The 23,420-nt window shown below is 67.0% G+C and carries 15 protein-coding genes and 1 pseudogene; 3 read left to right on the forward strand and 13 right to left on the reverse strand.

All coding sequences use genetic code 11. The features are described from left to right. Positions 1 to 19: 19 nt before the first annotated feature. The 8 genes and pseudogenes from V7778_RS11435 to V7778_RS11470 form a co-directional block, all read right to left on the reverse strand. Positions 20 to 2,242 carry a type VI secretion system Vgr family protein gene (locus V7778_RS11435; RefSeq protein WP_335555352.1) on the reverse strand — a complete coding sequence of 741 codons (2,223 nt, stop codon included), beginning with the start codon at positions 2,240 to 2,242 and terminating at the stop codon, positions 20 to 22. Next, positions 2,233 to 2,766: pseudogene (locus V7778_RS11440) on the reverse strand (contractile injection system protein, VgrG/Pvc8 family); the annotation flags it as partial. The pseudogene V7778_RS11440 and the gene V7778_RS11435, both read right to left, overlap by 10 nt. 155 nt (positions 2,767 to 2,921) lie before the next feature. Next, complete coding sequence (locus tag V7778_RS11445; RefSeq protein WP_335555260.1) at positions 2,922 to 5,744, reverse strand: ATP-binding protein; 2,823 nt, start codon at positions 5,742 to 5,744, stop codon at positions 2,922 to 2,924. A gap of 8 nt (positions 5,745 to 5,752) precedes the next feature. After that, complete coding sequence (locus V7778_RS11450) at positions 5,753 to 6,481, reverse strand: hypothetical protein (RefSeq protein WP_335555262.1); 729 nt, start codon at positions 6,479 to 6,481, stop codon at positions 5,753 to 5,755. After that, complete coding sequence (locus V7778_RS11455) at positions 6,474 to 7,847, reverse strand: hypothetical protein (protein WP_335555263.1); 1,374 nt, start codon at positions 7,845 to 7,847, stop codon at positions 6,474 to 6,476. The genes V7778_RS11450 and V7778_RS11455 overlap by 8 nt, the downstream gene beginning before the upstream one ends. A gap of 174 nt (positions 7,848 to 8,021) precedes the next feature. Beyond that, positions 8,022 to 8,774, reverse strand: coding sequence for a DUF3108 domain-containing protein (locus V7778_RS11460; protein WP_335555265.1), 753 nt, complete (start codon positions 8,772 to 8,774; stop codon positions 8,022 to 8,024). 7 nt (positions 8,775 to 8,781) lie between these two features. After that, on the reverse strand, positions 8,782 to 9,912 hold the full coding sequence (locus tag V7778_RS11465; protein ID WP_335555267.1) for a DUF3108 domain-containing protein: 1,131 nt from the start codon (positions 9,910 to 9,912) through the stop codon (positions 8,782 to 8,784). Positions 9,913 to 9,991: 79 nt separating this feature from the next. Continuing rightward, a complete protein-coding gene (locus V7778_RS11470) occupies positions 9,992 to 11,908 on the reverse strand; it encodes a hypothetical protein (RefSeq protein ID WP_335555269.1) in 1,917 nt (638 codons plus the stop codon). A 184-nt stretch (positions 11,909 to 12,092) separates the two neighbouring features. On the opposite strand from V7778_RS11470, the gene V7778_RS11475 reads away from it, so the two are divergent. The 3 genes from V7778_RS11475 (at position 12,093) to V7778_RS11485 (ending at position 17,101) form a co-directional block, all read left to right on the forward strand. Beyond that, positions 12,093 to 12,788, forward strand: a complete 696-nt coding sequence (locus V7778_RS11475; protein ID WP_335555270.1) for a PhaM family polyhydroxyalkanoate granule multifunctional regulatory protein — start codon at positions 12,093 to 12,095, stop codon at positions 12,786 to 12,788. Positions 12,789 to 12,990: 202 nt separating this feature from the next. Continuing rightward, on the forward strand, positions 12,991 to 13,659 hold the full coding sequence (locus tag V7778_RS11480; protein ID WP_335555272.1) for a PEP-CTERM sorting domain-containing protein: 669 nt from the start codon (positions 12,991 to 12,993) through the stop codon (positions 13,657 to 13,659). Positions 13,660 to 13,843: 184 nt separating this feature from the next. Further along, positions 13,844 to 17,101, forward strand: a complete 3,258-nt coding sequence (locus V7778_RS11485) for a patatin-like phospholipase family protein (RefSeq protein WP_335555273.1) — start codon at positions 13,844 to 13,846, stop codon at positions 17,099 to 17,101. A gap of 23 nt (positions 17,102 to 17,124) precedes the next feature. On the opposite strand, the gene V7778_RS11490 is transcribed toward V7778_RS11485, so the two are convergent. From V7778_RS11490 to pdxR, 5 genes are all read right to left on the reverse strand, one after another. Further along, the gene (locus tag V7778_RS11490; protein WP_335555275.1) at positions 17,125 to 18,834 is read right to left on the reverse strand and encodes a tetratricopeptide repeat protein; all 1,710 of its coding nucleotides are present in this window, start codon (positions 18,832 to 18,834) and stop codon (positions 17,125 to 17,127) included. Continuing rightward, positions 18,831 to 19,538 (reverse strand): sensor histidine kinase, encoded by a 708-nt coding sequence (locus tag V7778_RS11495; RefSeq protein ID WP_335555277.1) that lies wholly within the window; start codon positions 19,536 to 19,538, stop codon positions 18,831 to 18,833. Before V7778_RS11495 ends, V7778_RS11490 begins: the two co-directional genes overlap by 4 nt. A gap of 117 nt (positions 19,539 to 19,655) precedes the next feature. After that, positions 19,656 to 21,311, reverse strand: a complete 1,656-nt coding sequence (gene mnmC, locus V7778_RS11500) for an FAD-dependent 5-carboxymethylaminomethyl-2-thiouridine(34) oxidoreductase MnmC (RefSeq protein WP_335555279.1) — start codon at positions 21,309 to 21,311, stop codon at positions 19,656 to 19,658. Between the two features lies 1 nt (position 21,312). After that, on the reverse strand, positions 21,313 to 21,876 hold the full coding sequence (locus tag V7778_RS11505) for a DNA-3-methyladenine glycosylase I (RefSeq protein ID WP_335555281.1): 564 nt from the start codon (positions 21,874 to 21,876) through the stop codon (positions 21,313 to 21,315). Between the two features lie 14 nt (positions 21,877 to 21,890). Further along, positions 21,891 to 23,405 carry a MocR-like pyridoxine biosynthesis transcription factor PdxR gene (gene pdxR / locus V7778_RS11510; protein WP_335555284.1) on the reverse strand — a complete coding sequence of 505 codons (1,515 nt, stop codon included), beginning with the start codon at positions 23,403 to 23,405 and terminating at the stop codon, positions 21,891 to 21,893. Between the last annotated feature and the right edge of the window lie 15 nt (positions 23,406 to 23,420).

Genomic DNA, 23,420 nt, shown 5'->3' on the forward strand with positions numbered 1-23,420 from the left:
CTCCTCAATATTCCAACCGTCATGATGTGCTGCCAAACGGATCGATCGTGATTTCCACTTCCCCCATCGCCGCCGATTGCATCAATGACGTACGGCCTTCCGCATCTGTCCTCCCTTCGATGACCTGTCCATCCTCGAGAACCGCGCGATACCCCCGGTCCTTGACTGGAAGCCCGGTCTGCGAATCGAACAGCACGATACGTTCGTCCGTCTTGATTTCACTTGCCGGAAATTTGAGATCGGCTACACTCCCGCCGCCGCCGGTTACATGCGCAAACTTTGCCGACTTGATCGTGTGATCACCACTGCACTGCTGAACGATCGCATCTCCGCCTATGTCGACTTGCGCGCCCTTCGCCATGAATTTCACCTTCGGGGCCTGCAGAATGATTTCCTCAGCCGCACTCAGCACAATGCGCTTAGCCGAGGTCACTTCGATATCCTCATTGTGAGTTTGCAGCTCCAGCTTTCCTGACACTGCGATCATTTTCATGCCGAGCTTGTGCGCGAAAATGCTCACCTTTCCCGCGGCCCGTGCAAGGAGGTCCTTACCGGCTGACACCTGCGTGTTTCCTACGCTGATGAGGTCTACCTGGCTTTGTGCGCCGAGTAGCAGATTGTCCTGGCTGTTGATGGCGATACCCGCCGGGGCACTGAGGGCAACGACCGACGATTGGCCTGCGTCGCCGCCCGGATTGACATTCGACCCGGCGTCCCAGGATTTCAACCGACGAAGCAAATTGTCCAGTTTGACCGCGTCGGTTGCATCGGCATGATGCGTTTCGGACAGCTCCGACAACTGCCGATGAACACTTTGGAGCACCTCGGTTAAATCGACCAAGGCGTCCCGCTGCAGCATCTGTCCTCCAGCACGATCCTGTGCGTCGGCACTGATCAAGACACCAGCTTTGCCACGTATCGCCACTACCTGATCGGAACGCAGCTCCGCACCTTCACCGCGCGCCTTGCCTTCTCCGTCGATGCGAGGCCGGCTTAGCCAGCCGAGATTGAGTTCGCTATGTCCGTGTTCGCTGGCGAGCTGCGCACTGATTTGCGCTGGCGTGTCGTCCAGTCGCAGCTGGTTATAACGGCTCCCTTTGACTTCTTTGCTCTTGATCCCTGCGAGGAAGCGATTTCCGGGCAGTTCTCCTATGTGGCTGAATGCCGGCGGCTGTCCTGCCCCATAGACTTGTGCAACGACCACCGGCTTGTCCGGGTCACCGCCCAGGAAATCGACCAGGACCTCGTCGCCGATGCGCGGAAGGCTGATGCTTCCCCATCGGTCGCCGGCCCAATGGCCGGCAACCCGTACCCAGGCTGAATCGGCATCGCTATTGGATGCCCCCGGGCCGCTTGCGTGGTCTTGGTCACGGGTGCCAGGGAAGCGCAATTTCACTCGTCCGAGCGCGTCACAGTGCACTTCTTCACCAGGCGGGCCGACCACGATCGCGCTTTGCAAGCTAACGCGTGGCAGGTCGATGCGGGGATCATACGCGGGGACGATTGGTATTCCGCGCCGTACACAGGTAAATCGATTCGTATACTTCATGCCGCGCTGTTCGCTGGCCGCGTCCAATTCTGCGAAGGTAGCCGCGCGATCCCAGTGATTCGCGGCAAACAAGCGCCTCACCTTGTCATCGACCGTCTTGGGAAGATTGTTCTCGGCGCTCACGGACAATTCAGTCAGGACGAACTCACGCTCGCTCGATGCATGGGTATCGATCTCCGGGTGACCGTCAAGCCGCATCCATTCGCCAACGCAAAAATCACGAACGCCGCTCTCGCCATGAAAACACTTGGCCTCGTATTCATGCCGTTGCATGCGTAGCTCGCCAAGCCGGCGGTAATCGCGGAGATCGTCGCCGGTATGCGGGGCATCGATAAGATAGTCGTCCAGACTGATGGAGAACTGGTCGCCGGCTTGCCCTTGCCGCATGACTGTGGGGGTCTGCGCCGACATCATGCGACCTGAACGATAGTCCCAGCTCTGCCGCATAATGCTTCCCGCCTTGAGGGAACGCGCCGCGCTCCAACCGAACACACTGTCTGCCGAGTGAGTGGCGACATCGGCATGAAAGCGGACGGCGCCGGCAGCGTTTTGCGCCAGGCACTGTGGGCTGTCGAACAGGACGAGCGTGTGCGCAGGCGCTTCGCTGCTGCCCCAATCGCCGGCTTTCTCTGGCCGAAAAACCAGGAGATGCCTTGCCGCTTCCAGAGGCGCCGCAGGAAGGCTGCGTCGGATTCATTATGTTGATGAATGAATTCTCGGGCCGGGTAGGTGTTCGCAATACCCGACATATCGAATCTGAAAGCGCTTGCAAGAATCGGGTTTATCGCGCGCCACTCGGCAAGCAGTGCAGCGGAAAGTTCTACCTCGTTAGTATTTCGAAAGACACGGGTGTTCGTACGCTGCTCCATCAAGGCGAGCGCATCGCGCACGACGAGTCGATAGGTGGCCAATCCGCCGTCGCTTTCTCCGGATGCCGCCTGTGCGACAATTCCACAGACTGAGCGCAACTGTCCACGGTCGGTAACGAACTGTAGTTCGACGGGTAAGGCGATGAATTCCTTGAGTGGCAACTTGGCATCGAGCGAGACGCACAGCAAGCGGTATTCGAGGCCACCACACAGTGCTTCGTGGCCAGCGACACTTTTCACCAGTAACACGTGATCGAATAGCGCCTGCGCACCCGACAGGCGTAAGCGAATCGGACGATCCGTCTCGCTCAGCCCGGAGAACAGCCCTGCCAATTCATTCAGGTTCATCGATGATCTTCCCGCAGTTCACAAGGAAGGAATCATATTTCCGCGATGTTGACCAAATGTTGAGCTTGCTCAGAATTGCTAGCTGTTAGGCAATTTCACACGATACACGCCCCGACGGCACAAACAAGAACGGGACCCGCAGGTCCCGTTTTTTATCATGCAGCCTTCGCCGCCTCTTTCCTCCGCTGCAGCACGAAGATCGGCTGCGCCCACTGCACATCCTTCTTCTTCTTGCTGGTGATGAGCGTCAGCTCCGAAGGATCATAGACGTCCGTATTGTGCGTCAGCGGCGTGGTCATCAGGTACTGGGCGTCGGTGTTCTTCAGGAACTCGCCGACCAGCTGGATGTTGCGGATGTCCAGGTGGGCGAACGGTTCGTCGATGAAGACGAAGCCGCCCGAGCCTTCCTCGGACTTCAGCAAACCGATCAGGAGTACCAGCGACTTCATCACCTGCTGGCCGCCCGAGGCTTCGCCGTCGTTCATGCCGATCTGGTCCTTGCCGTCGAACTTGAAGCGCACGTGCAGGCCGGCCTGGGCCAGCTGGACGTCGTCGTTCTCCAGGCGCACCGGGTCGGCCTGGACATCGATGCCCGCCAGTTCGCCCAGTTCCTTGATGTTCTTGGTATAGGTCTTGATCGTGTAGCGCAGGCGCTCGATATAGGCCCCGCGCGCATTGCCGGTGGCTTCGATCGCGCGGTTGTTCTGGTAGCGGCGCTCCTCGGTCTCGCTCTGGCGGTTCTGCAGCTGGTCGTTCAGGCGCTGGTACTGGTCGATCACGGTCGGATCGAGTTCCCAGTCGTCGCGCGCCAGCGCGTGTTCCAGCGACTGCAGGCGCAGGTTGACCTGGTGCGCGTTCTGGTGCTTGGCCACCAGGTCGCCGCGCCAGTTGCCGTTCTTCCAGTTGGCCGGCACGTGGCGCCAGCTGCGGCGCATGTCCAGCAGCGCCTTGGCGTGCTCGGTGCGCTGCTCGAGCTGGCGGCGGTGGTTCAGGCGCATGCCCGCTTCCGCTTCCGACAGCGCCATGCGCGCGTTCTGCCACACGGTGTCGGCGCGGGTGCGCGCCACCGTCGCGTTCTTGCTCAGGGTCTGCAGCTCGCCCAGGCGCGCGCCCACTTCCAGGCGCTCGGTGCGCAGCGGCGCCACCGAACGCGCGGCTTCCTCGAACTCGGCCTGGCGCGCGGCCAGTTCCTTGGCCGCGTCCACGCCCGCCAGGCGCGCCTTCAGGCCGCCCACTTCGGTGGCCAGCTTCGAGATCGTCAGGGTCAGCGCGTCTTCCTGGGCTTCCAGGCTAGGCAGCAGCTTCTGGATCGCTTCCAGGCGCTGGGTCTTGCCGGCCGCGCCGAAACGGTAGCGCGAGGGCTCGACGAACAGCGAGCGGCCGCCGCGGCGTTCGCGGTGGTAGGCGTCGGGCGTGATCCACTCGTCGGCGCGGGTCTTGAAGCCCTCGTCCACCGAATCGACACGCTCGATGCGCGCCAGCTGGTCGATCAGCCAGCCCGGCGCCTTGGACGAGAAACGCACCACCGACAGCAGGCTGTCGTCCTTCACTTCCGGCGCCTCGACGCAGTCCGGGACGATGAAGTGGCGATAGCGTTCCTTCTCCGCCAGGCGGTAGGCACTAGGTGCGTCCTTGGCTTTCTCGAGCAGCACCACCGAGGCGTAGCCGCCCAGCACGCCTTCGACCGCGCCCTGCCATTTCGGATCGGTCACTTCGACGATGTCCGACAGCATGGCGTGGGCGATGCCTTCGTCGCGCAGCGCGCGGCGCATCAGGCGCTGGGCCTCCGGCTCCGGCATCGCGCTCTTGCCCTGCAGCGCGGAGATGGTGGCCATTTCGGCGGCGATCTTGGTCGAGACGGCTTCGCGCTTGCCCTTCTGGCGCGCCAGCTCCGCTTCCTTTTCTTCCAGCTGCTTGGCGACTTCCGCGATGTCGGCGCCGGCGTCCGCCGCCAGCTTCTGCAGGCGGTCGCGCTGTTCCAGCACGCTTTCCAGCGGCTTCAGGCGCGCGTTGACCTGGGTCAGGCGGCTCGCCAGTTCGGTGCCTTCCTGCTCCAGCTGGGTCTCCAGCTTCTGGGCTTCGGTCAGGGCGCGCTGCTGGGACGCGAGCTGGTTGCGCTTCTCGGTCAGCATGCTGTCGGCCTGGACCAGGGGTTTGCGCGCCTCGCGCAGGTTGCGGCTCATGGTGCCGGCCTTCTCGCGCGCCTCGTGGTATTCGAGCGCCGGTAGCACTTCTTCCTTCAGGTCGCGCTTCTCCTTGTGCAGGTCTTCCCACTGGTGGTAGTTGGCGACGCGCAGGCGCAGGCCCTCGAGGTTGATGCGCGAGGTCTCCAGCTCGGCCTCGAAGCGCTTCAGTTCCGTCTCGGTGTCGCGCTGGTGGCGCTTGGCTTCGTCGTAGGCGTCCAGCACTTCCTTGTCGCCGAAGACCTGGAACACCAGGTCCAGCAACTGGCGCGGCGCGTACTCGCACAGCTTGTCGGTCTCGCCCTGCTCCAGCGCCAGCACTTTAGACATCGCCGGCGACAGGCCTGCTGATGCTAAGCGTTTCCTGTAATTCTCGACGCCCAGCCAGTCGGTGGCCTCGGTGACTTCCTCGATATCGACGTTCCCCGGGCGCATCAGGTACTGGCGCTTCCAGTCGCCGCCGTTCTTCTGCACCTGGCAGAACAGGGTGACTTCGTCGTCCGAGAAGAAGCCCGAATGGCGGAACGGACGGTTCGACAGCTGGCGCCCGACCGGCGCGTTGTCGACCACGGCGCGGATCCAGGCGCTTTGCTGGCCCGAGTGGCGCGCGTAGTGCTTGTAGGTGCGCCCCATCGAGCAGTCCAGGCCGAACAGGGTGCGCAGCGCATCCAGCAGGGTGGTCTTGCCCGAGCCGTTCTGGCCGGCGATGGTGATGATCTTGGCGTCCAGCGGGATGTTCTTGATCCGCTGCCAGTAATCCCAGTGGACCAGTTCGAGTGATTTAATGTGGAACATCGGCTATCTCAGTTCGGGGTATCGGATGCAGCTTCGTCGGCGGCCGGCGTTTCGACCACCGGGTCGTTCGCGGCTTCGGCCTCGGCCGGTGCGCGGCGCGGGGCGGCGGCCAGCGGGGCGCGCTTGAACACCTCGGCCAGCGCGCCGTTGATGATGCGCTCCTTGAGCACGTCGGTGTCCATCATCAGGTCCAGCAGCGGGCCTTCCAGGATCACGTCGCCGCGGCGCTCGATGAAGCCCAGCTTGGCCAGCACGCCCAGGTTCATGTCCATGCGGGTCTTCTTGCCCAGCTTGTCGCCGAAGTCCGACAGCAGCGCGGTGTAGGAGATGCCGATCGAGGTGTCCTCGGCGCGCGGGATCGGCGCGTCCTTCTCGAACATGTCGGTCTGGTCGTCGTCCACCGTGACATGGGTCTCCTGGCGCTCGCGCTTGGGCAGGATGATCTGCGCCCACAGCACCACCAGCAGGGCCACGCCGTCGCGGGTCAGGCCGAAGTTGTTGTTCTGCCAGATATCCTTGGCGCCGAAGATCTTCGGTTCCACGTTGCGGTGCAGGGCGATGGTGACGTGGTCGGCATACACGTTGTCGAGCAGTTTGAGGCCCGATTCCAGCAGGCGCTTGTCGACTTCGATGCGGAACTGCTCGTCGGACAGCGCGCGCTTGACCATCTTGTCGTCGCGGCGCAGGGTCTGATGCGTCAGCAGGCGCGCGATCAGGATTTGTGCATCGTCATTCATTGGGCGTACTGCTTTCGGAAGAATTCAGGGAAAGGGTGGCGATCGACATGGCGGCCACTTCCGGGTCGTCCAGCTGGACCATCTCGTCCACCGGCTCGAAGTTCAGCGGCAGGCGCGCCAGCTCGGCGGTCGGGCCCTGCAGGCTGGCCTCGGCGGTGTCGCCCAGCAGCGGCAGCAGCGAGGCGCGGTAGGAGGCCACGGCGAAGCTGGCCGGCAGCAGCGACTCGTGCAGCTGGACCTTCTTGGGGCCGGTCTCGGAAAACTCGGGGAAGTTGCCCAGGTTGGCGAAGTCGGCCAGCTTGTTGATCCAGTCGTTCAGCTCGATCTGGCCGGCCGGGTTGTCGTTGATGGTGGTGGGCGCGTCCTGGCCGCTCGGCAGGCCTTTCGGGCCGGTCGAGGTGACGCGCTCGGCCAGCAGCTCGGTCTCGGCGACGTCGATCATCTCGGCCGGGGTCGTAAACAGCGGCACCACCGGGCGGTCGATCGCGCCTTCGGCCAGGCTGGCCAGGTCCTCGTGGGCCAGCAGCCAGCGCTTGACGTCGGTGGTCGACAGGCCGGACTGGCCCAGGTGCACGCGCTGGCGCTCGATCTGGTTCAGGGCGCGCGAGAACATGCCCTGCATGTTCAGCAGCGCCGACTGGGCCCGGCCGATGGCCTGGGCGGCTTTATGGGTGGCCGAATCGGCGCGCTCGTCGGTGGTGATGGCGCGCAGGATGGCCGAGCCCTTCTCCACCCAGTCGCAGGCCATGTGCCACTTGGCCTGCGAGGTGCGCAGGCGGAATTCGGAACCCGAGGCGATGGCGTCGCGGAATTCCTCGGTCAGCTCCACCAGGCGGCCCAGCAGGTGCTTGAGCTGGTCCACGGTGACGCCGCCCACGGCCTGGGCGCCGGCCACCTGCGACAGCAGGAAGCCCATCTCGGCGTCGTCGTCCTCGGGCTTGCCCAGGGCCAGCAGGGTGTCGAGGGCGGACAGCACGTTGCGCGCCAGCGGCGTGATGCGGTACACCGAGGCCGGGGCGTCCCAGGCCAGCAGGCCGTGGGTGCGCAGGCGGTTCAGCACCGTCTCCAGGCTTTCCGGGATCAGGTAGGCCAGCTTCTGGTTGATGTCGGCGCGCGAGAAGGCCGAGCTGGCGGTGTCGCCCGCCAGCTCGCGCAGCACCAGCAGGCGCACCAGCACGCCGTCCTGGGTGCCGTGGAACAGCGCCGTGAAGGCCGCCAGCATGGGCTGGGCGCGCTTGAGGTGGAACACCTGCTCGATCTCGTCGGGGGCCACGCCTTCATGGAAGTGGGCCTGCAGCGGATCGTCGTCCTGCGCTGTCGTAAAGGAGTCTGCGGCCAGCGCCGCGCCGCCAAGGTGGTCGATCATCGTGGAATACCAGTCTTCTTGCGCGGCCAGGCCTGCTCCGCGGGGGCGTCAGTATAACAGTTAAGACTAGGCAATTTGCAGTTTGGCAGCCCCTGGACCCTGCTTAAGGACTTGTCAATTGCGGGAAAGACACACGATGAACAGCCGGACAATATTGCAATAAATTCAATAACTTCACTGCTTGTCGATGGCGCGGATGGTCTGCTCGATGGTTTCCTTGTCGCCGTCGGTGAAGCGCAGCTTGACCGGATACCAGTCGCGCCCCGGCGCCAGCCACACCGACAAGGTCTGGTTGCGGCCATCCTCCAGCGGCTCGCGCACGAACAGCACTGTCTCCAGTTCACCAAGGCCGGTGCGCAGCTTTTCACGCTTGCCCAGCTTGAAGGTCCAGGCCTCGGCGTCGCGCCGGCCGGCCACGAAGAAGCCCAGGCTGGCACCCGGCTTGAGCTTGTCGCCCGCCGCGCGCGCCACCGCGGCCAGCTGCCAGGTGACCGAGACCCGGTCCTGCTCCCCGCCCTTGAGCGGATAGGTCTGCTCGCTCTCGGAGAAGCGCAGGGTCTTGGCGGTGCGATCGAAGGTGGTGGTGGTCGGGTCCTTGCGCAGGCGCTTTTCCCAGAATTCCGCCGGCGCCAGGCCATAGGCGTCGATCGCGCCTTCGCTGCGGTCCTCGGTCAGGGTGCCCAGCACCGCGACGCGCGATTCGGCTTTCAGCTGGTACTTGCCGTCGCCGGCGCGCCAGGTGACCAGGGCGTCGCCCTTGAGCGAAAAGCCGCGCTGGCGCGCGCTCAGGTCGTAGCTCAGGTCGGCCGAGGGCGGCAGCGCGAAGGCGCGCCTGGCCGAGGGATGCGAAGGCGCGGCGTCCTGGGCGCAGGCGCCGAGGCTCGCCGCCATCAAGAGGACAGCGCCAGCGCGCCGGATCGTGGTCATGTGCATATCAGGTCCCTGGTCGGTTCAAGACGATATTATTCACCGTTTGCGTCGTGACCGCTCCGTTCGCCTCGGTATTGCGAATCTGTACAGGCACCCAGCCGTGCGCCGGCGCCAGCCAGACGTCGAGGCGCGACTTGTACGAGCCCGGCTTGGGCGGGCGCGTCAGGTGCAGCGTCTGGAGTCGGCCGAGCCGGGTGTCGATCTCTTCCTGCCCCACCGCCTGGAAGCGGAACACGCTGGCGTCGCGGTCCTCGCCCACCAGGATATCGATGTCGTCCTTCAGCTGCGCGGGGTCGCCGCGTGCGATCGCCGCCAGCTGCAGCGGCACGCTGGCCTTGTCCTGGGCGCCCGGCGCCAGCGGATAGGTGGCTTCGGAGGCCGAAAAGCTGATCTTGTTGCCCTGCCAGTCGAAATGGGTGGCGGTCAGGGCCCGGCCGCGCCGCTTCTCCGTCATCTTGACGGGGGCGAAGCCGGCCGCGCCCAGCCTGCCCTCGCTGGTCAGGACCACCAGGTTCACGCGCGCGAACACCACCTTGATGCCGGCCTCGATGCGGATCCGGTAGGCGTCCTGCCCCAGCTGCCACGACAGCAGGGCTTCGCCCGACCAGCGGGTGCCGTCGGCATCGACGCGCGCGACGTCGAGCAGGATGTCGGCCGCGGGCGGCATGTCGACGGTGTAGCGCGGCAGTTCGGGCGCGGGGGCGGGCACCGGCGCCTGTGGCTCGGCGGCCGGCGCGGGAGCGGCCTGGGCCGTGGCCTGTGGCAGGGGCGCTGGCGGCTGGGCGGGAACCGGAGGCGCGGCTTCCAGGGGTAACGGCGGCGCCTCCGCGCTGGCGCCGCCCGTTTCCTGGGCGGGGATGCCCAGTTCGGCCGGCAGCGGCGCAATCCTGGGCAGCGGCGGCGGGGCCAGCTTGGGCACCGGCAGCGGGAGCGGCGCGGGTGGCATACCGGCGGCGTGCTTCGGCGCCGGCAGCAGCTGCGCAAGCATCGCGTCAGGACCGCCTTCGCCGGCAAACTGGCGCGGGATGCCCATGTTCGCATCGATCAGGCGCAAGGCCATCCAGTGCAGCAGCACGACCAGCGTGCCGAGCACCAGCGCCCGGCGCCGTTGGCGGAAGAACGAAGCGGAACTCATGCCGCCAGTGTAGCCTGAGCGCCGCCGCTCTGCTTTCCGGCGGCGCGGTGCCGGAGCGGGACGTCTGGAGAATGACTCCTCAGGCGGCGATCCTGTGCGGACCGCGCCACGCCGTGCCGGACCGCGCCGGCCGGTCGATCACCCGGCACAACTCGCGCGCCGCGTTCAGCCCGAGCTGGTAGTAGGCGTCGAACAGGTCTTCGGACAGGAACTGGTTGAAGGTCGAGTCGTTCGGGAAGCTGGACGAGACATCCCTGCCCCAGCCCTTGCCGGGCATGGGAACCCGGGTGTGTTTTACGTAGAACAGGGTTCCGCTCGACTGGTCGCTGTAGTGCAGGCGGAACACCAGGACCGCGCCGCGGTCGCTGTCCAGCGCGATATCGACATCGAGTTCCTGGCGTGCGCGCGCCATCAGGACGCGCAGCGATTCGGCGGTATCGTCGGGATCGTAGGACGCATCGAAGCAGTAGATGGTCGCGGCGCGGATCTTGAGCAGGTAGAACACCCCCGTGTTGTCGAAATGTCCGCCGTCGGCCGCCTTGATGTAGTTGCGCTTGCCGGCCGAGACCCGGTCGTCGAAGGTGAGGGCGAGATCGAAGATCCGGCACGGCCCCTGCGCCGACAGGAGGCGGTCCTGGTCCTTCGTCAGCCACAGGCCGGTATTGATGCCGAAGGTCGTCATCAGGTAGCGGTAGAGCCGCGAGGTGGTGATGCCGACATCGAGCGCCGCGCCGGACAGCGCCATCGCGCCCTTGTATTCGGCGATGGAGGTGGTTTCCACCTTGTCCCAGGGGTAGAGCTGGTCGTCCGGCAGCTCGATGCCGAGCGGCGAAATGTTCGCGTGCCGGTGCGCGCCCTTCCAGAGCACGGAGATGTTCGCGACGCACAGGGGAAACCAGGCCGAGTCCGGAGCGGGATCGCTGAACTTGCCGGCACCGCCCTTCAGCAGCTCGTCGAGGTAGCGCTGGTAGGGTTCGTGCATCGAGCGCGCATTGCTGCGCGTGGCGAGCCAGCGCACGGTGACGAGGAAGGCAAGCGCGGTCATCCCGACGACCACCACGCGGGCGAGTTCGGCATTCCTGGATGCGGCATCTTGCACAGTCATCGACTCGAAACCGCTGCGCGCTGCCTCGGCGAAGGCAACCACCACGTCCAGCAGTAGTGGAATGATGGCGTTGGCGACAATGGTGGCCAGGAACAAGACGCACATGCCTGCCGCAGCCGCCTTGCCGTTGCCGACGAATGCATTGATGCCATGACGAATGGAATACAGAATCCATTGCTTCTTCGGATTCTTTTGAGCGGACAGAAGCGTCAGCCACACCACGCAGAGAGCGCACCAGAATGCGACCTGCACCGGCGGTAATAAATAAATGTAATGCGCAACGACGATGGTGTTGATCGCCAATACCGGGATGACAATACTCTTGGGGTCCGACGTCATCTGCGCAATCCGACTGAAAATACGCAGGCTTTTGAACAAAGCGTAGGAGAGGCCGGCCGTGCAATTGACGATTAGTAAGATCAGGACCACGTCCTCTCCAGGAGAGTAGATATTTACGAATCGCACAAATACCCAGAACAGCGCCATGATCGCGAACAGCAGCGTCAATCCTGATACCAGCCCCCTGATCGAGCGGAACAGGACGTGATTCTTGTTGCTGTTAAACGCGTGCAGGTTGTCGAAGATGGCCCGGTACAGCCGGTTGCCCGCGAACGCGCTGTCGGCGCTGCAGCTGCCGGCATTCGCCATGACGGAGAGGGGCACGTAGCCGCCGCCGGACACCGAGGAGATCAGGTCGATGTCCTGGAGCTGGCGGACGTGATACATCTCGGCCAGCACGCCGGCGCTGAAGGCGGCCGAGCGAACCCCTCCTCCCGATAAGGCCAGTCCGGTCAATTCCTCTTGCGGGTCCTCGTCCGGCATGCCGGCGTCGAAGCGATGGCGGGCAGCCTTGCGGCGCTGCGCCACCTTGTCCAACAAAGTCTCTGTCATTTCTTCTCAATTCTTATCGCGAATATTATTGATAAAAACAAACATTAGTTTCTCATTGTTAATTTTAATAAAAAGAGGTTAAAGAAGAAAGCGACTATCCTTTAAGGGTAAAGCAGGCCTCTTGCACAGTTGGTGCGGTGTTAATTCTCTGCTACGCTAACCGGGACCAATCTAGGAGACCACCATGCTCAAGCCTCCCATGCCCAATGTGGCCGGAATGACCGATACGCTGGAATTCGTCAAGCAGCTCTGGGGCGGCATGAATATCCCCGGCATGCCCGGCGTGTCGGGTCTGCCGGGCAGTACCCTGTCGACCGACGAGCTGGACAAGAAGATCGCCGACCTCAAGGCCGTGGAGTCCTGGCTGAACCTGAACATCGGCATGCTGCGCGGAACCATCCAGGCCCTGGAAGTCCAGCGCGGCACCCTCGCCGCGCTCAAGACCATGAGCGAAAGCATGGCCCAGGCCATGGGCAAGACCGGCGGCGATGCGCCGATGGCGCCCTTTGCCCAGTTCTTCGGCCAGGCCGCGCCGGCAACGCCGGCCGGCGCCCAGCCGGGCTCCCCGCCGCCTTCGCGGCCGGATGCGGGCGTCCCGAATGGCGCCGCCGATACCGGCGCAGGCGCGGCTGCCGCGATGCCGGCCGCGGTCGCCTGGTGGAATCTCTTGCAGGAACAGTTCCGGCAGGCCGTGGCCAGCACCATGCCGGCAGAGACCAAGGGTGGCGACGACAAGGCAGCACCTGCCGCAGCCGGGACCTCGGGCGGAACCGCCCCCGGCGACGCTGCATCCAACGCTCGCGCCGACGCCTCCCCGGCCGGCAATGACGCGCCGGGACGTGGCGCACGCACGGCGCGCAGCAAGGCCGACAAGGCCTAGGCTTCCAGACACATCGGGCAGCCTGCTGCCCGCCCTCGTCTATTACCTGTCGGAATTCTTTACAGGCGTAAATAAGCGATTGCCGACTCGCGCCTAAGTAGTTGATGGAGTTGGTCCTTTTCTTTCTGGCACGCAATTTGCATTGTAGTTTAATAAACATCAGGCGCGGCCAGACGCCATCACCTCCACCACAGGATTCAACATGATCAAGAAATTTGCAGCCATCGGCGCGCTGTGCTGCGCAAGCCTCGCCAACGCCGGCAACATCACCACCGGAGCGGTCGCCGACGACTGGTTCGGCAGCAACGACAGCTATACCGCCTTCACCGTGAGCGGCGACCCGGGCGACGGCTTCCTGCGCACCTTCGGCTTCACCGGCCTGAACCGCTCGGCGCTGGAATTCTCGCTGGATGGGCTGCAGCCGAACCACACGATCACCTCCGCCACTTTCACCATCACCAGCGGCGGCACCACGGTCGAGGGCGCCTCCTTCAATTTCTGGGGCTATGGCGGCGATGGCGCCATCACCGACGAGGATGGCGGCCGTACCGGCACCCTGCTCCTGTCGACCCCTGTCCTGACCGGCAAGCCGACCTACACCGTCGATGCCACCAGCCTGATCCAGTCGCTGCTGAACGACGGCGCCAGCCACGCCGGTTTCCTGATCACCCTGTCGTCCCAGGGCAACTTCATCGGCAACGACCTGTGCAGCCGCGAAGGCGCCATGCTTTGCGGCGGCCTCGGCCCCCAACTGAGCATCGACTTCGAGGAAGCGGTCCAGGCCGACGTGCCGGAACCTGCTTCTCTGGCCCTGTTCGGCGCAAGTCTCGCCGCCCTGGCCGCCGCACGCCGCCGCAAGGCCGGCAAGTAAATCGATCCGCTGGTTCCGGTCCGCAGCGCCCGTCCATGGACGGGCGTTTGTCGTTAACACACTGCAGTGAGAAGTGCGATGAGCCCGCTTGCTGGTTGACGCAATCGGTGGCGCCGGTGTGCCGGCCGTGCTGAACTGTTCTGGCGGCCGGCCTGCCTGGCCGCTTTCAGCCGGAGCGCGCCTCATGAAACCAGCCGACTTTTCCAGCCTCACGACGGCCCAGGTTGCCGACCTGCGCCGCAAGCTTGAAGCGGCCGCTTGCCGGCCGCCCGCCCAGGCCGTATCGCTTGCCGAGCTGGGCGAGGCCATCGCACGGCTGCGGCGGCGCCACGGCCTGCCTCCGGGCGACAAGTTCGACGCCGACACCCTGCGCTGCCTCGACGCCTGCGCGGGCGCCGTGTTCGGCCAGGTCTTCGAGGACGAACTCGCCCTGCTCCGCCCCGGTGGCGCCCAGCCTTCTTCCTGCCCCTGCCCGCCCGACCCCGACCAGCTGCTGGGCCGCGCCCACGGCAGCCGGCTGGCCGGCCTGGCCTTGTCCGGCGGCGGGGTGCGCAGCGCCACCTTCGGACTGGGCGCGCTGCAGGCCCTGGCCGGCCACGGGCTGCTGCGCCGCTTCGACTACCTGTCCACGGTCTCGGGTGGCGGCTTCATCGGCGGCTGGCTGTCCAAGTGCATCCACGCGCATGGCGGCGACGTGGCGGCGGTCGAGGCCATGCTGGCGCCCACCGCGGGCAGCGCCGAGGCGCCCGCGGTGCGCTTCCTGCGCCAGTACAGCAACTACCTGTCGCCGCGCGGGGGCATGTTCAGCGCCGACACCTGGACCCTGATCGGCACCTATGTGCGCAACACGGGCCTGAACCTGGCCATGCTGGTGGCCTGGCTGTGCGCCCTGCTGCTGCTGCCCCGCATCTGCGTATGGGCGGTCAACCGGGTGGTCGCGCCCGATGGTCCCTGGGCGCACCTGGCCGATTTCGCCTGGATCACGGGCGTGCTGCTGTTCCTCGGCGCGGTGTTCTGCATCGCGCTGTCGATCTCCAGCAAGCCCGAAAGCTCGCGCGGCCTGCGCCGTTTCCCGCTGTCGCAGGGCGCGGTCCTGTGGTGCATCAACCTGCCCCTGCTGCTGGCGGGCTTCCTCGGCAGCGTGGGCCTGTGGCCCCATGGGGGTGAGCTCCTGGCATGGGAAGGCATCCTGGTGCCGGCGGCCCTGCACGGGCGCTGGGGATGGCTGCTGGCGCCGGGCCTGGTCTACTTCATCGTCTGGGCCTGCGGCTGGTACCTGGCCCACGACCGCGCCAGTCCCTACCGGCGCGCCGGCTACACGCTGTGCCTGGCCGGCGCCTGCGTGGTGGCCCTGCTGCTGCTGGAAGCGGGACGCGCCTTCGCGCCCGAGGTGCCGCTGTTCGCCGGGGCGGCGCGCGGCGCCCTGGTGCAGGCGCTGTGGGGACTGGTGACCCTGCTGCCGCTGGCCGCGGGGGTGCTGGCGCTGGATGCGCGCCTGGGCAGCGAGCGGCCGCTGCGCGACCTCACCCGCGCCGAACTGGGCGAAGGCCTGTCGCACTTCCTGTGCGCGATGGGCGCGCTGACGCTGGGCACCTTCCTCCTGCTGGGCGGACTGGCGCTGCTGCCCGACCCGGCCACCCATCCGGTGCTGAACAACGCGATCGCCCTGGCCAGCTTCGGCATGCCGCTGATGATGACCCTGTTCGCCGGCACCATGACCCTCATGATCGGCCTGATCGGCCGCCTGTACAGCGACGCCAGCCGCGAATGGTGGAGCCGCCAGGGCGCCTGGACGGCGATCTTCGCGCTCACCTGGCTGGCGGCCTTCGGCGTGAGCTTCTTCTTTGCGCCGCTGCTGCACTGGGCCTGGCTGACCTACGAACCCTGGTCGAACCTCGGCACCCTGCTTGGCTGGCTGGCGATGACGGCGGCCGGCCTGAAGGCCGGCAGCGGCACAGGCACAGGCACAGGCGCACGCGGCATGCCGGCGCGCCTGGAACTGGCGGCGCGCCTGGCGCCCTACGTGTTCACGGTCGGGATCTTCGCGCTCCTGAGCGCCCTGGTGCAGGCGGTGGTGGCCTACCCCAGCGTCGATTGCCCGCATGCGCAGCTAAGCTGCGTCTACGCGGCCCACGCGCGCGCCACCCTGGCCACCGATGGCGAGCGCCTGGCGCTGGCCTTCGGCGCTTTCCTCGGCGCCGCCCTGCTGCTCGGCTGGCGGGTCGACATCAACAAGTTTTCGCTCTCCATGTTGTACCGCAACCGCGTGGTGCGCGCCTACTTTGGCGCCAGCAACCGCGCGCGCCGTCCGCACCCCTTCACCGGCTTCGATCCCGGCGACGACCTGCCGCTGGCGGAACTGCACGCCCAGCGCCCCTACCCCATCATCAACACCTCGCTCAGCCTGGTGAGCGGCGAGGAGCTGGCCTGGCGCACGCGGCGCGCGGCCTCGTTCGCGTTCACGCCGCGCTGGTGCGGCTTCGAGCTGCCGCCGCTGCCCGAGGGCACCGGGCGCCAGGCGGAATCGGATGGCGGGACGCAGGGTGAATCCGCGCGCGGTTGCTACCGTCCCACCGACCGGTATGCCTCGCGCTCGGGCGTCGGCACCGACGACGACGCCGGTGTGCGGCTCGGCATGGCGGTGGCCTTGTCGGGGGCGGCGGCCAGTCCCAACATGGGCGCGCATTCCTCGCCGCCGCTGAACTTCCTGATGACGATGTTCAATGTGCGGCTGGGGCGCTGGTGCCCGAACCCGCGCCGGCCGACCTGGCTCAGCTCCTCGCCGCCCATCGGCCTGTTCAGCCTCCTGGCCGAATTGTTCGGGATGACCAACACCCATGCGCGCTACGTCCACCTGGCCGACGGCGGCCACTTCGACAACCTCGGCATCTACGAACTGGTACGGCGCCGCTGCCGGCTGGTGGTGGCGATCGACGTGGCCAGCGACCGCGACCTGGCCTTCGAGGACCTGGGCAACGCGATCCGCCGCTGCGGCACCGACCTGCACGTGCGCATCGACCTCGACGTCTCGCGCCTGGACCCCAGGAAGGAGAGCGGCCTGTGCGGCGCCAGCTGCGCGGCGGGCGTGATCCGCTACAGCCAGGCCGATCGCGATGGGGTGGATGGGGTGCTGCTGTACCTCAAGCCGGCCATCGTCGGCAACGAAAACGCCGACCTGCTCAACTACCGGCGCCTGCACCCCGACTATCCGCATCAGAGCACGGCGGACCAATGGTTCGACGATGCGCAGTTCGAGAGCTACCGCGCGCTCGGCCAGCACGTGGCGGAATGCGCGCTGCGCGACGCGGCGCATGCGGCGCGGCGCGGTGACGGGAGCCATGACATGGAGGTGTTGTGTGCGCAGCTGCTCAAGCGGCATGGCGCGGGGGTCAAGGCGGCCGATCGCGTTTGCGCCGGCGGCGTGCGCGAGCACTACCGGTAGGGTCGGCGGCGAAGCCGCCAACCCTACGCTTCCGCCTGCTCTGCTTCTGCTTCCGCTTCCGGCGCTTCCTCCACCGCCTTCGGCATCAGCTGCGTCAGCTGCTCCATCAGCTGCGCAAAGCGCTGCTGCCCCGGCTGCAGCGCGTCGACGCGGTCGAGGACCTCGTGCGCCTCGGCGTCCAGGTCGGGATCGTAGCCGCGCTGCTGCATGTGCGAAATCAGGATCTGCACCGCGTTGAACAGGATGCGCACGTTGTTCGGCAGCGCCTTGCGCGCGTTGCGCATCCATTCCACGGCTTCCGGCAGCTTGCCGGTCTTCCACAGCAGCACGCCCTGGTTCATCAGGTCCACCGCTTCCTTGCGTGAACCGCGGATCAAGACCTCGCCCTCTTCGCCCATGCGCGCCTTGTCGAAGATCTTCTGCACTTCGTCCAGCAGCAAGGTGTTGTCGTGGTTGTTGCGGACCACGTAGCACAGCAGCTCGACCGGGGCGTCCTTGACCCCGACCGCGAACAGCAGGGTCGCCATCTCGAGGCAGGTGGCGGTGTCGGGACGGCCCGGGTTGTGCTGCAACAGCTCTTCCAGTTCGTCGCCCGCCTTGCGCGCGCGGCGGTAGTCGCCGCTCTCGTGGTAGACCAGGCCTTCGGTGATCTTGGCGCGCAGCTGCATGTCCTCGTGCTCGGCGCCGAATTCGCGCTGGGCCATCAGCAGCAGCTGCAGCGCTTCCTTCGGGTCGTTCTTCAGGCCGCACACGCGCGCCAGGCCCAGGTAGGCGTCCGGCGTCTTGAGGATCGAGTACTCGCCGATCGCGAGGCACTTGCGGAAGGCCTTCTCGGCCAGCGGCACGTTCCCCAGGCGCAGGCAGGCCTGGCCCAGCTTGCGCTGGCGCGGCACCGAGTTCGGCGACAGCTTGGCCGCGCGCTCCAGGATCGCGGCCGCCTCCTCGTACATGCCCAGGCCCTGGTAGCAGGTGGCCAGCTGGTCGTAGGCGTCGATGTAGTAGCGGTTCTCGGCGATCACGGTCTGGAACATCTGGCGCGCCTGCTCGAACTCGCCGTCGGCCAGGCGGATCTTGGCCAGGCCGGCGCGCGCCCACTGGTATTCGCGCTGGGCCAGCACGCGCTCGTAGGCCTCGCGCGCCTTGCCCGGCTCGCCGCTCTTTTCCATCAGGCGCGCCTTCATGCGCAGCAGGTCGATCTCGTGCACGCGGCTGACGGCGATCTGTTCGTCGCACAGGCGCGCCGCGCGCAGGTAGTCCTTCTCGGCATAGGCCTGGTCGATCATGTGGAACACCTGCTTCTTGCGCCACACGCGGTTCAGGCGCGTGAGCAGCACGCCTTCCGTGATCGGCTTGACCAGGTAGGCGTCAGGCTGGTGCTCGGCCGCGCCCATCACCGATTCCACGCTCTTCTCGGCCGAGACCATCAGGAACACGCTCGACGGCAGCAGCAGGTTGCGGATGCGGACTTCCTCCAGCACCTGCTGGCCGTTCTTGCCGTCGCCCAGGTTGTAGTCGCACAGCACCACGTCGTAGCGCAGCTTGTTCAGCAGGCCCATCGCCTCGCCGCCGCTGGAGGCCTGGTCGATGTTCCTGGCGCCCAGGCTGCGCAGGCTTTCGCGCAGCAGCTGGCGCACGCCGACGAAGTCGTCGACCACGAGGTAGTTCTTGCCGGCCCAGTCGACCTGGTCCATGGCAACGGTGGCCGCGCCGGCGGAAGTGAGGATCGCGCTCATGGCAGCCTCAGGACGAAGCAGCCGCCACCCAGCGCGCCGCCGTTTTCCAGGGCCACGGTGCCGTGGCGCTCGCGGTGGCGGTGCATCCGCGCCACCTCGCCCGAGAAGTACAGTCCCAGGCCGGCGCTGTTGGTCAGGAAGTTCACGCCGCCCGCACCGGCCGCATGCGCGGGGGCGCCGGCGTCCAGCAGGGATTTCGGGAAGCCGGCGCCATTGTCCTCGACGCGGATCTCGAGCATGCCGTCGACCTCGCGCGCCGCCAGGCGGATGCGGTCGCGCGTGTAGTGCACGGCGTTGTTGATGGCGTGCGAGACCACGCCGACGATCAGGTCTTCGTCGAAATGCCAGATCAGCTGCGGATCGACGTCGAGCTCGAGCGCGATGCCGCGCGATTCCAGCAGTACGCGCTCCAGCGCCACCACCTGCTCGACCAGCTGGCCGATCTCGAGCGGCTGGACGTCGAAGGGATATTCCGGCTTGCCGACCCGTTTATACAGGGCCAGCAGCTGCATCAGGTTGTCGTTCAGGCGGCGCGTCTGGTACAGCATCTGCGCCATCTGCGGGTAAGCCTTCTCGGTCTCGGGCGAGGCGGCGTCGAGCAGGCACTCGAGCGTGCCCGACAGCACGCTGATCGAATTCTTCATGTCGTGCGCGGTGGACGCGAGGAACATGAAGAGCTCGTCTGAATGTTGTGATTCTTCCATCCCTACAACCCGAGAAAAGTTACCAGCAATCAATTATACCCGCGCAAAGTTGACAATTTCGCGTCCAGCGCGAAGATATTGCGATAAAGCAACAAAATTATGACAATCGAATATTGATTACTCGTCAACAGATTGCGGCAGGCGGCTGGCGCGGCGCGAACGCAGGACGAAGCGGGCCGGGTCGAGGGCGTCGACCAGGACTGTCTCCAGGGGCAGCGGCTCGCCTTCGAGCTGGGCCGCGAGCAGCTCGGCCGCCAGCGGCGCCCAGATCAGGCCGCGCGAGGCATAGCCCAGCAAGGTGTGCAGGCCGGGATGGCGCGGCACGTCGCGCAGGCGCTCGGTGCCGCCCGCGGAGGCGAAGTCCGGCAGGCGGCCGACCAGCGGCAGCCGGTCCGGCGCGACGCAGCGGAAACCGACGCGCCCGGCCAGCGGGACGCCCAGGGCCGCCCCCGGATCGGACACCAGGGCGCGCATGCGCGCCAGGTTCTCGTCCTGGCTGGCTGCGCGCAGCCGCGGATCGGCATCGAGGTCATAGGTCGCGCCGGCGCATACCACGCCGTTCGCGGCCGGGGTCAGGTAGGCCTCGCGGCACAGCACCACCGGCAGCGCCGGCGCCTGGCCGGCATCGAGATGGGTCACCTGCCCGCGCAGCGCCGACAGCGGCAAGGCGGACGCCTGCGGCATGCGCAGCACGTCCGGGCCATTGGCCAGCACCACGGTGGGGGCCTGGGCGAGCGCCGTCCCATCCTCATTGCGCGCGATCCATTCGCCGTCCGCGTATTCGAGCCGCACACTGCCCACCCCGAAGCGCCGCACCAGCCTGTCGCCGCAAGCCGTCAGCATGGTCTCGCACACGCTGCCGGGCCGCGCCCAGCCGCCCTGCGGGAACAGCCAGCCGCCGTCGGGCGCGGGCAAGCCGAGCAGGCGGGCAGCCTCGGGCGGCTCCAGCCAGCGCGCGAAATCCGCCGGCAGCCCGCCCTCGGCCGCGATCGCGCGCGACACCGCCGCGTGCTCCGCATCGCGCGCCAGTTGCAGTACGCCGCAGGCCTGGCCCTCGATGGCCCGGCCGACGCCGCCCAGTTGCTCCCACAGGCGCAGCGCATACAGGTAGGCGGCGCGGGTCAGGCGCGTGGGGATGTTGTCGTCGCGCGAAAGCAGCGGCATGAAGATGCCGGCCAGGTTGCCCGATGCTTCCATCGCCGGGCCCGCATGGCGCTCCAGCAGGGTCACCTCCCAGCCGCGCGCGCACAGGCGCTGCGCTGCGCTCGAGCCGGCCAGCCCGGCGCCGATCACCAGGGCGCGCCGTTCCGGTGCCGGCGGCGCCGGCAGGCGCGGCTTGCGGCTGGAGAATATCGCCTCGTCGCCGTCGAAGGCGAAGCCCTGGGCCTGCAGCGCGGCGCGCTGCTCCTCGTCCAGGCCGGACGAGGACAGGCGCGCACCGAGGGCCGTCAGCCGCGCGAGTGGGCGCGCGAAGGCCGCGCCGGGCGCCGCGACGCCATGCAGACGGATCGCATCGATACTGGCTGAGAGCTGCCCCAGGGCGGCGTCGAGCGGCGCCGCCAGCAGGTCCAGGCTGAGGCCGGGCTCGTCCTGTGGAATGCGGTGAAAGCCCGGCATCAGGCCCTCGGCCAGGGCAAGGACGTGCAGCCGCGCGGGCCGTTCCGGATCGGCGCGCCAGGCGTCGAACAGCGCACGCACGGCGCCGCCGTCGCCATAGGCGGTATCGAAAACGGTATAGCGCTCGCGTCCGCGCCAGTGCGCCTGAAGGTTCACGTTAGCGGCCGCTCCTGCGGAAGCAGCGCGGGTCGTGGTCGTCCACCATGCCGATGCCCTGCATGTAGGCGTAGACGATGGTCGAGCCGACGAACTTGAAGCCGCGCTTGCCCAGGTCTTTCGAAATACGGTCCGACAGCTCGGTGCGCGCCGGACGCTGGCCGTCGGCGAAGTCGTTCACGATCGGCTTGCCGCCCACAAAAGCCCACAGGTAGCTGTCGAGGGTCAGCCCCTGCTCGCGCATGGCCAGGTAGGCCTTGGCGTTGGTGATCGCCGCCGCCACCTTCAGGCGGTTGCGCACGATGCCGGGATTGGCCAGCAGCTCGGCGACCTTGGCCTCGTCGTAGGCTGCGATCTTGCGGGCGTCCCAGTTGTCGAAGGCCGCGCGGTAGCTGTCGCGCTTGTTCAGGATGGTTTCCCAGGACAGGCCGGCCTGGGCGCCTTCGAGGTTGAGCATCTCGAACAGCGTGGTCTCGTCGTGCAGGGGCACGCCCCACTCGTGGTCGTGGTAGGCGAGATAGCGGGGATTGGCCGGGTTGGCCCAGGAACAGCGGATCGTGGTCATCGCGCCAGTATAAATCAGGCCGCCCTGGCGCCCTTCCCTTCCCCGGCCCGCAAGACCTGCTCCAGCCGTTCCACGCCGCGCCGGATGTCGCTGGGCCCGACGGCGGAAAAGCCCAGCACCAGGCCGGGCGTCACGGCGCACGCCGGAACAGTGGCGGCGGCGGCGTTGATGTAGTAGGAGAGCGGCCGCAGCTCGATGCCCGCGTCCAGCGCCGCCTGCGCCACGTGCGTTTCGTCCGGCAGGCTGCCGTCGCGGAGGGGCTTGAAATGGACGCACAGGTCCAGTCCCGAATCCGAGGGACCGCATTGAAGCCGGTCGTCGAGCCGCGCGTGGATGGCGTCGAGCAGCGCCTCGCGCCGTTCTCCGTAGGCTTCGCGCGTGCGCCGGATGTGGCGCGCAAAATGGCCTTCCGCGATGAAGTCGGCCAGGGCCAGCTGCGGCACGATGGCGTTGTGGCGGTCCAGGACCGCCTTGGCCCGGCCCAGCGCTTCGACCAGCGCCGGCGGCGCCACCACGTAGCCGAGCCGCAGCCCGGGGAACAGGACCTTCGAAAAGGTGCCCACGTAGACCACGCAGCCGGCCCGGTCCAGGCCCTGCAGCGAGGCCAGCGGCGGCCCGGTATAGCGGTACTCGCTGTCGTAGTCGTCCTCGATGATCCAGGCCCGGTTGTCGGTCGCCCAGCGCAGCAGGTCGAGGCGGCGCGCCAGGCTCATGGTCACGCCCAGCGGCAGCTGGTGCGAGGGCGTGGCGAACACCATGCGCGCGTCCGGATAATGCCTGGCGGCGTAGGCGACGTCCATGCCCTCGGCATCCACCGGCACCGTGCACAGGCGCGCGCCGGCCACCGCCAGCGGCGCGCAGGCGCCCAGGTAGCCGGGCGACTCCACCCATACGCCGTCGCCCGGCGCCAGCAGCAGCTGGGCCAGCAGGAACAGGGCCTGCTGCGAGCCCGAGGTAATGATGATCTGGCCGGGCGTGCACTCGACCCCGCGCGAGGCGCGCAGGTAGGCGCACAGCAGCTCGCGCAAGGGGCCATGCCCCCACGGCTCGCTGTAGCCCAGGTGCGGGCCGGGACGGCGCAGGTGGCGCATCTCGAGCTTGCGCCAGACGTCGAAGGGGAACAGGTCCAGCCCCGGCATGCTGGGACGGAAAGCGCGTACCGGACCGTCGTGGTAGCGCACCTTCTCCATGGCGGCGGCCAGGGCCGCGCCCCGTTCCGGCAGCGGGCGCAGCAGGCCGGGCTTGGGGTGTTCCTGGCGCGCCAGCGGCAGCGCCTCGTCCACGAAGGTGCCCTGCCCGACGCCGCCGCGCAGGTAGCCTTCCGCCGCCAGCTGCTCGTAGGCCGCCAGCACGGTCTGGCGCGACACGCCCAGCAGGCGGCACAAATCGCGCGTGGCGGGCAGGCGTGCGCCCGGCGCCAGCGCGCCGCGCAGGATGGCGTCCTTGAGCCGGCCGTAGAGCTGGCGAAACAGCGGAATGGCGCCGCCGCGCTCGAGCGGGGCGCTGGCGACGATGTCATGGATATGCATGGGATGCAGGACGAA

The sequence above is a fragment of the Massilia sp. DD77 genome, from assembly GCF_036961685.1.
Taxonomy (GTDB): Bacteria; Pseudomonadota; Gammaproteobacteria; order Burkholderiales; family Burkholderiaceae_D; genus Telluria.

What these genes read in the sequence shown, in the direction of transcription:
- V7778_RS11445 (WP_335555260.1), bottom strand. Translation starts at nt 5,744, where the DNA reads ATGTTCCACATTAAATCACTCGAACTGGTCCACTGGGATTACTGGCAG.
- V7778_RS11450 (WP_335555262.1), bottom strand. Translation starts at nt 6,481, where the DNA reads ATGAATGACGATGCACAAATCCTGATCGCGCGCCTGCTGACGCATCAG.
- V7778_RS11455 (WP_335555263.1), bottom strand. Translation starts at nt 7,847, where the DNA reads ATGATCGACCACCTTGGCGGCGCGGCGCTGGCCGCAGACTCCTTTACG.
- V7778_RS11460 (WP_335555265.1), bottom strand. Translation starts at nt 8,774, where the DNA reads ATGACCACGATCCGGCGCGCTGGCGCTGTCCTCTTGATGGCGGCGAGC.
- V7778_RS11465 (WP_335555267.1), bottom strand. Translation starts at nt 9,912, where the DNA reads ATGAGTTCCGCTTCGTTCTTCCGCCAACGGCGCCGGGCGCTGGTGCTC.
- V7778_RS11470 (WP_335555269.1), bottom strand. Translation starts at nt 11,908, where the DNA reads ATGACAGAGACTTTGTTGGACAAGGTGGCGCAGCGCCGCAAGGCTGCC.
- V7778_RS11475 (WP_335555270.1), top strand. Translation starts at nt 12,093, where the DNA reads ATGCTCAAGCCTCCCATGCCCAATGTGGCCGGAATGACCGATACGCTG.
- V7778_RS11480 (WP_335555272.1), top strand. Translation starts at nt 12,991, where the DNA reads ATGATCAAGAAATTTGCAGCCATCGGCGCGCTGTGCTGCGCAAGCCTC.
- V7778_RS11485 (WP_335555273.1), top strand. Translation starts at nt 13,844, where the DNA reads ATGAAACCAGCCGACTTTTCCAGCCTCACGACGGCCCAGGTTGCCGAC.
- V7778_RS11490 (WP_335555275.1), bottom strand. Translation starts at nt 18,834, where the DNA reads ATGAGCGCGATCCTCACTTCCGCCGGCGCGGCCACCGTTGCCATGGAC.
- V7778_RS11495 (WP_335555277.1), bottom strand. Translation starts at nt 19,538, where the DNA reads ATGGAAGAATCACAACATTCAGACGAGCTCTTCATGTTCCTCGCGTCC.
- V7778_RS11505 (WP_335555281.1), bottom strand. Translation starts at nt 21,876, where the DNA reads ATGACCACGATCCGCTGTTCCTGGGCCAACCCGGCCAATCCCCGCTAT.
- pdxR (WP_335555284.1), bottom strand. Translation starts at nt 23,405, where the DNA reads ATGCATATCCATGACATCGTCGCCAGCGCCCCGCTCGAGCGCGGCGGC.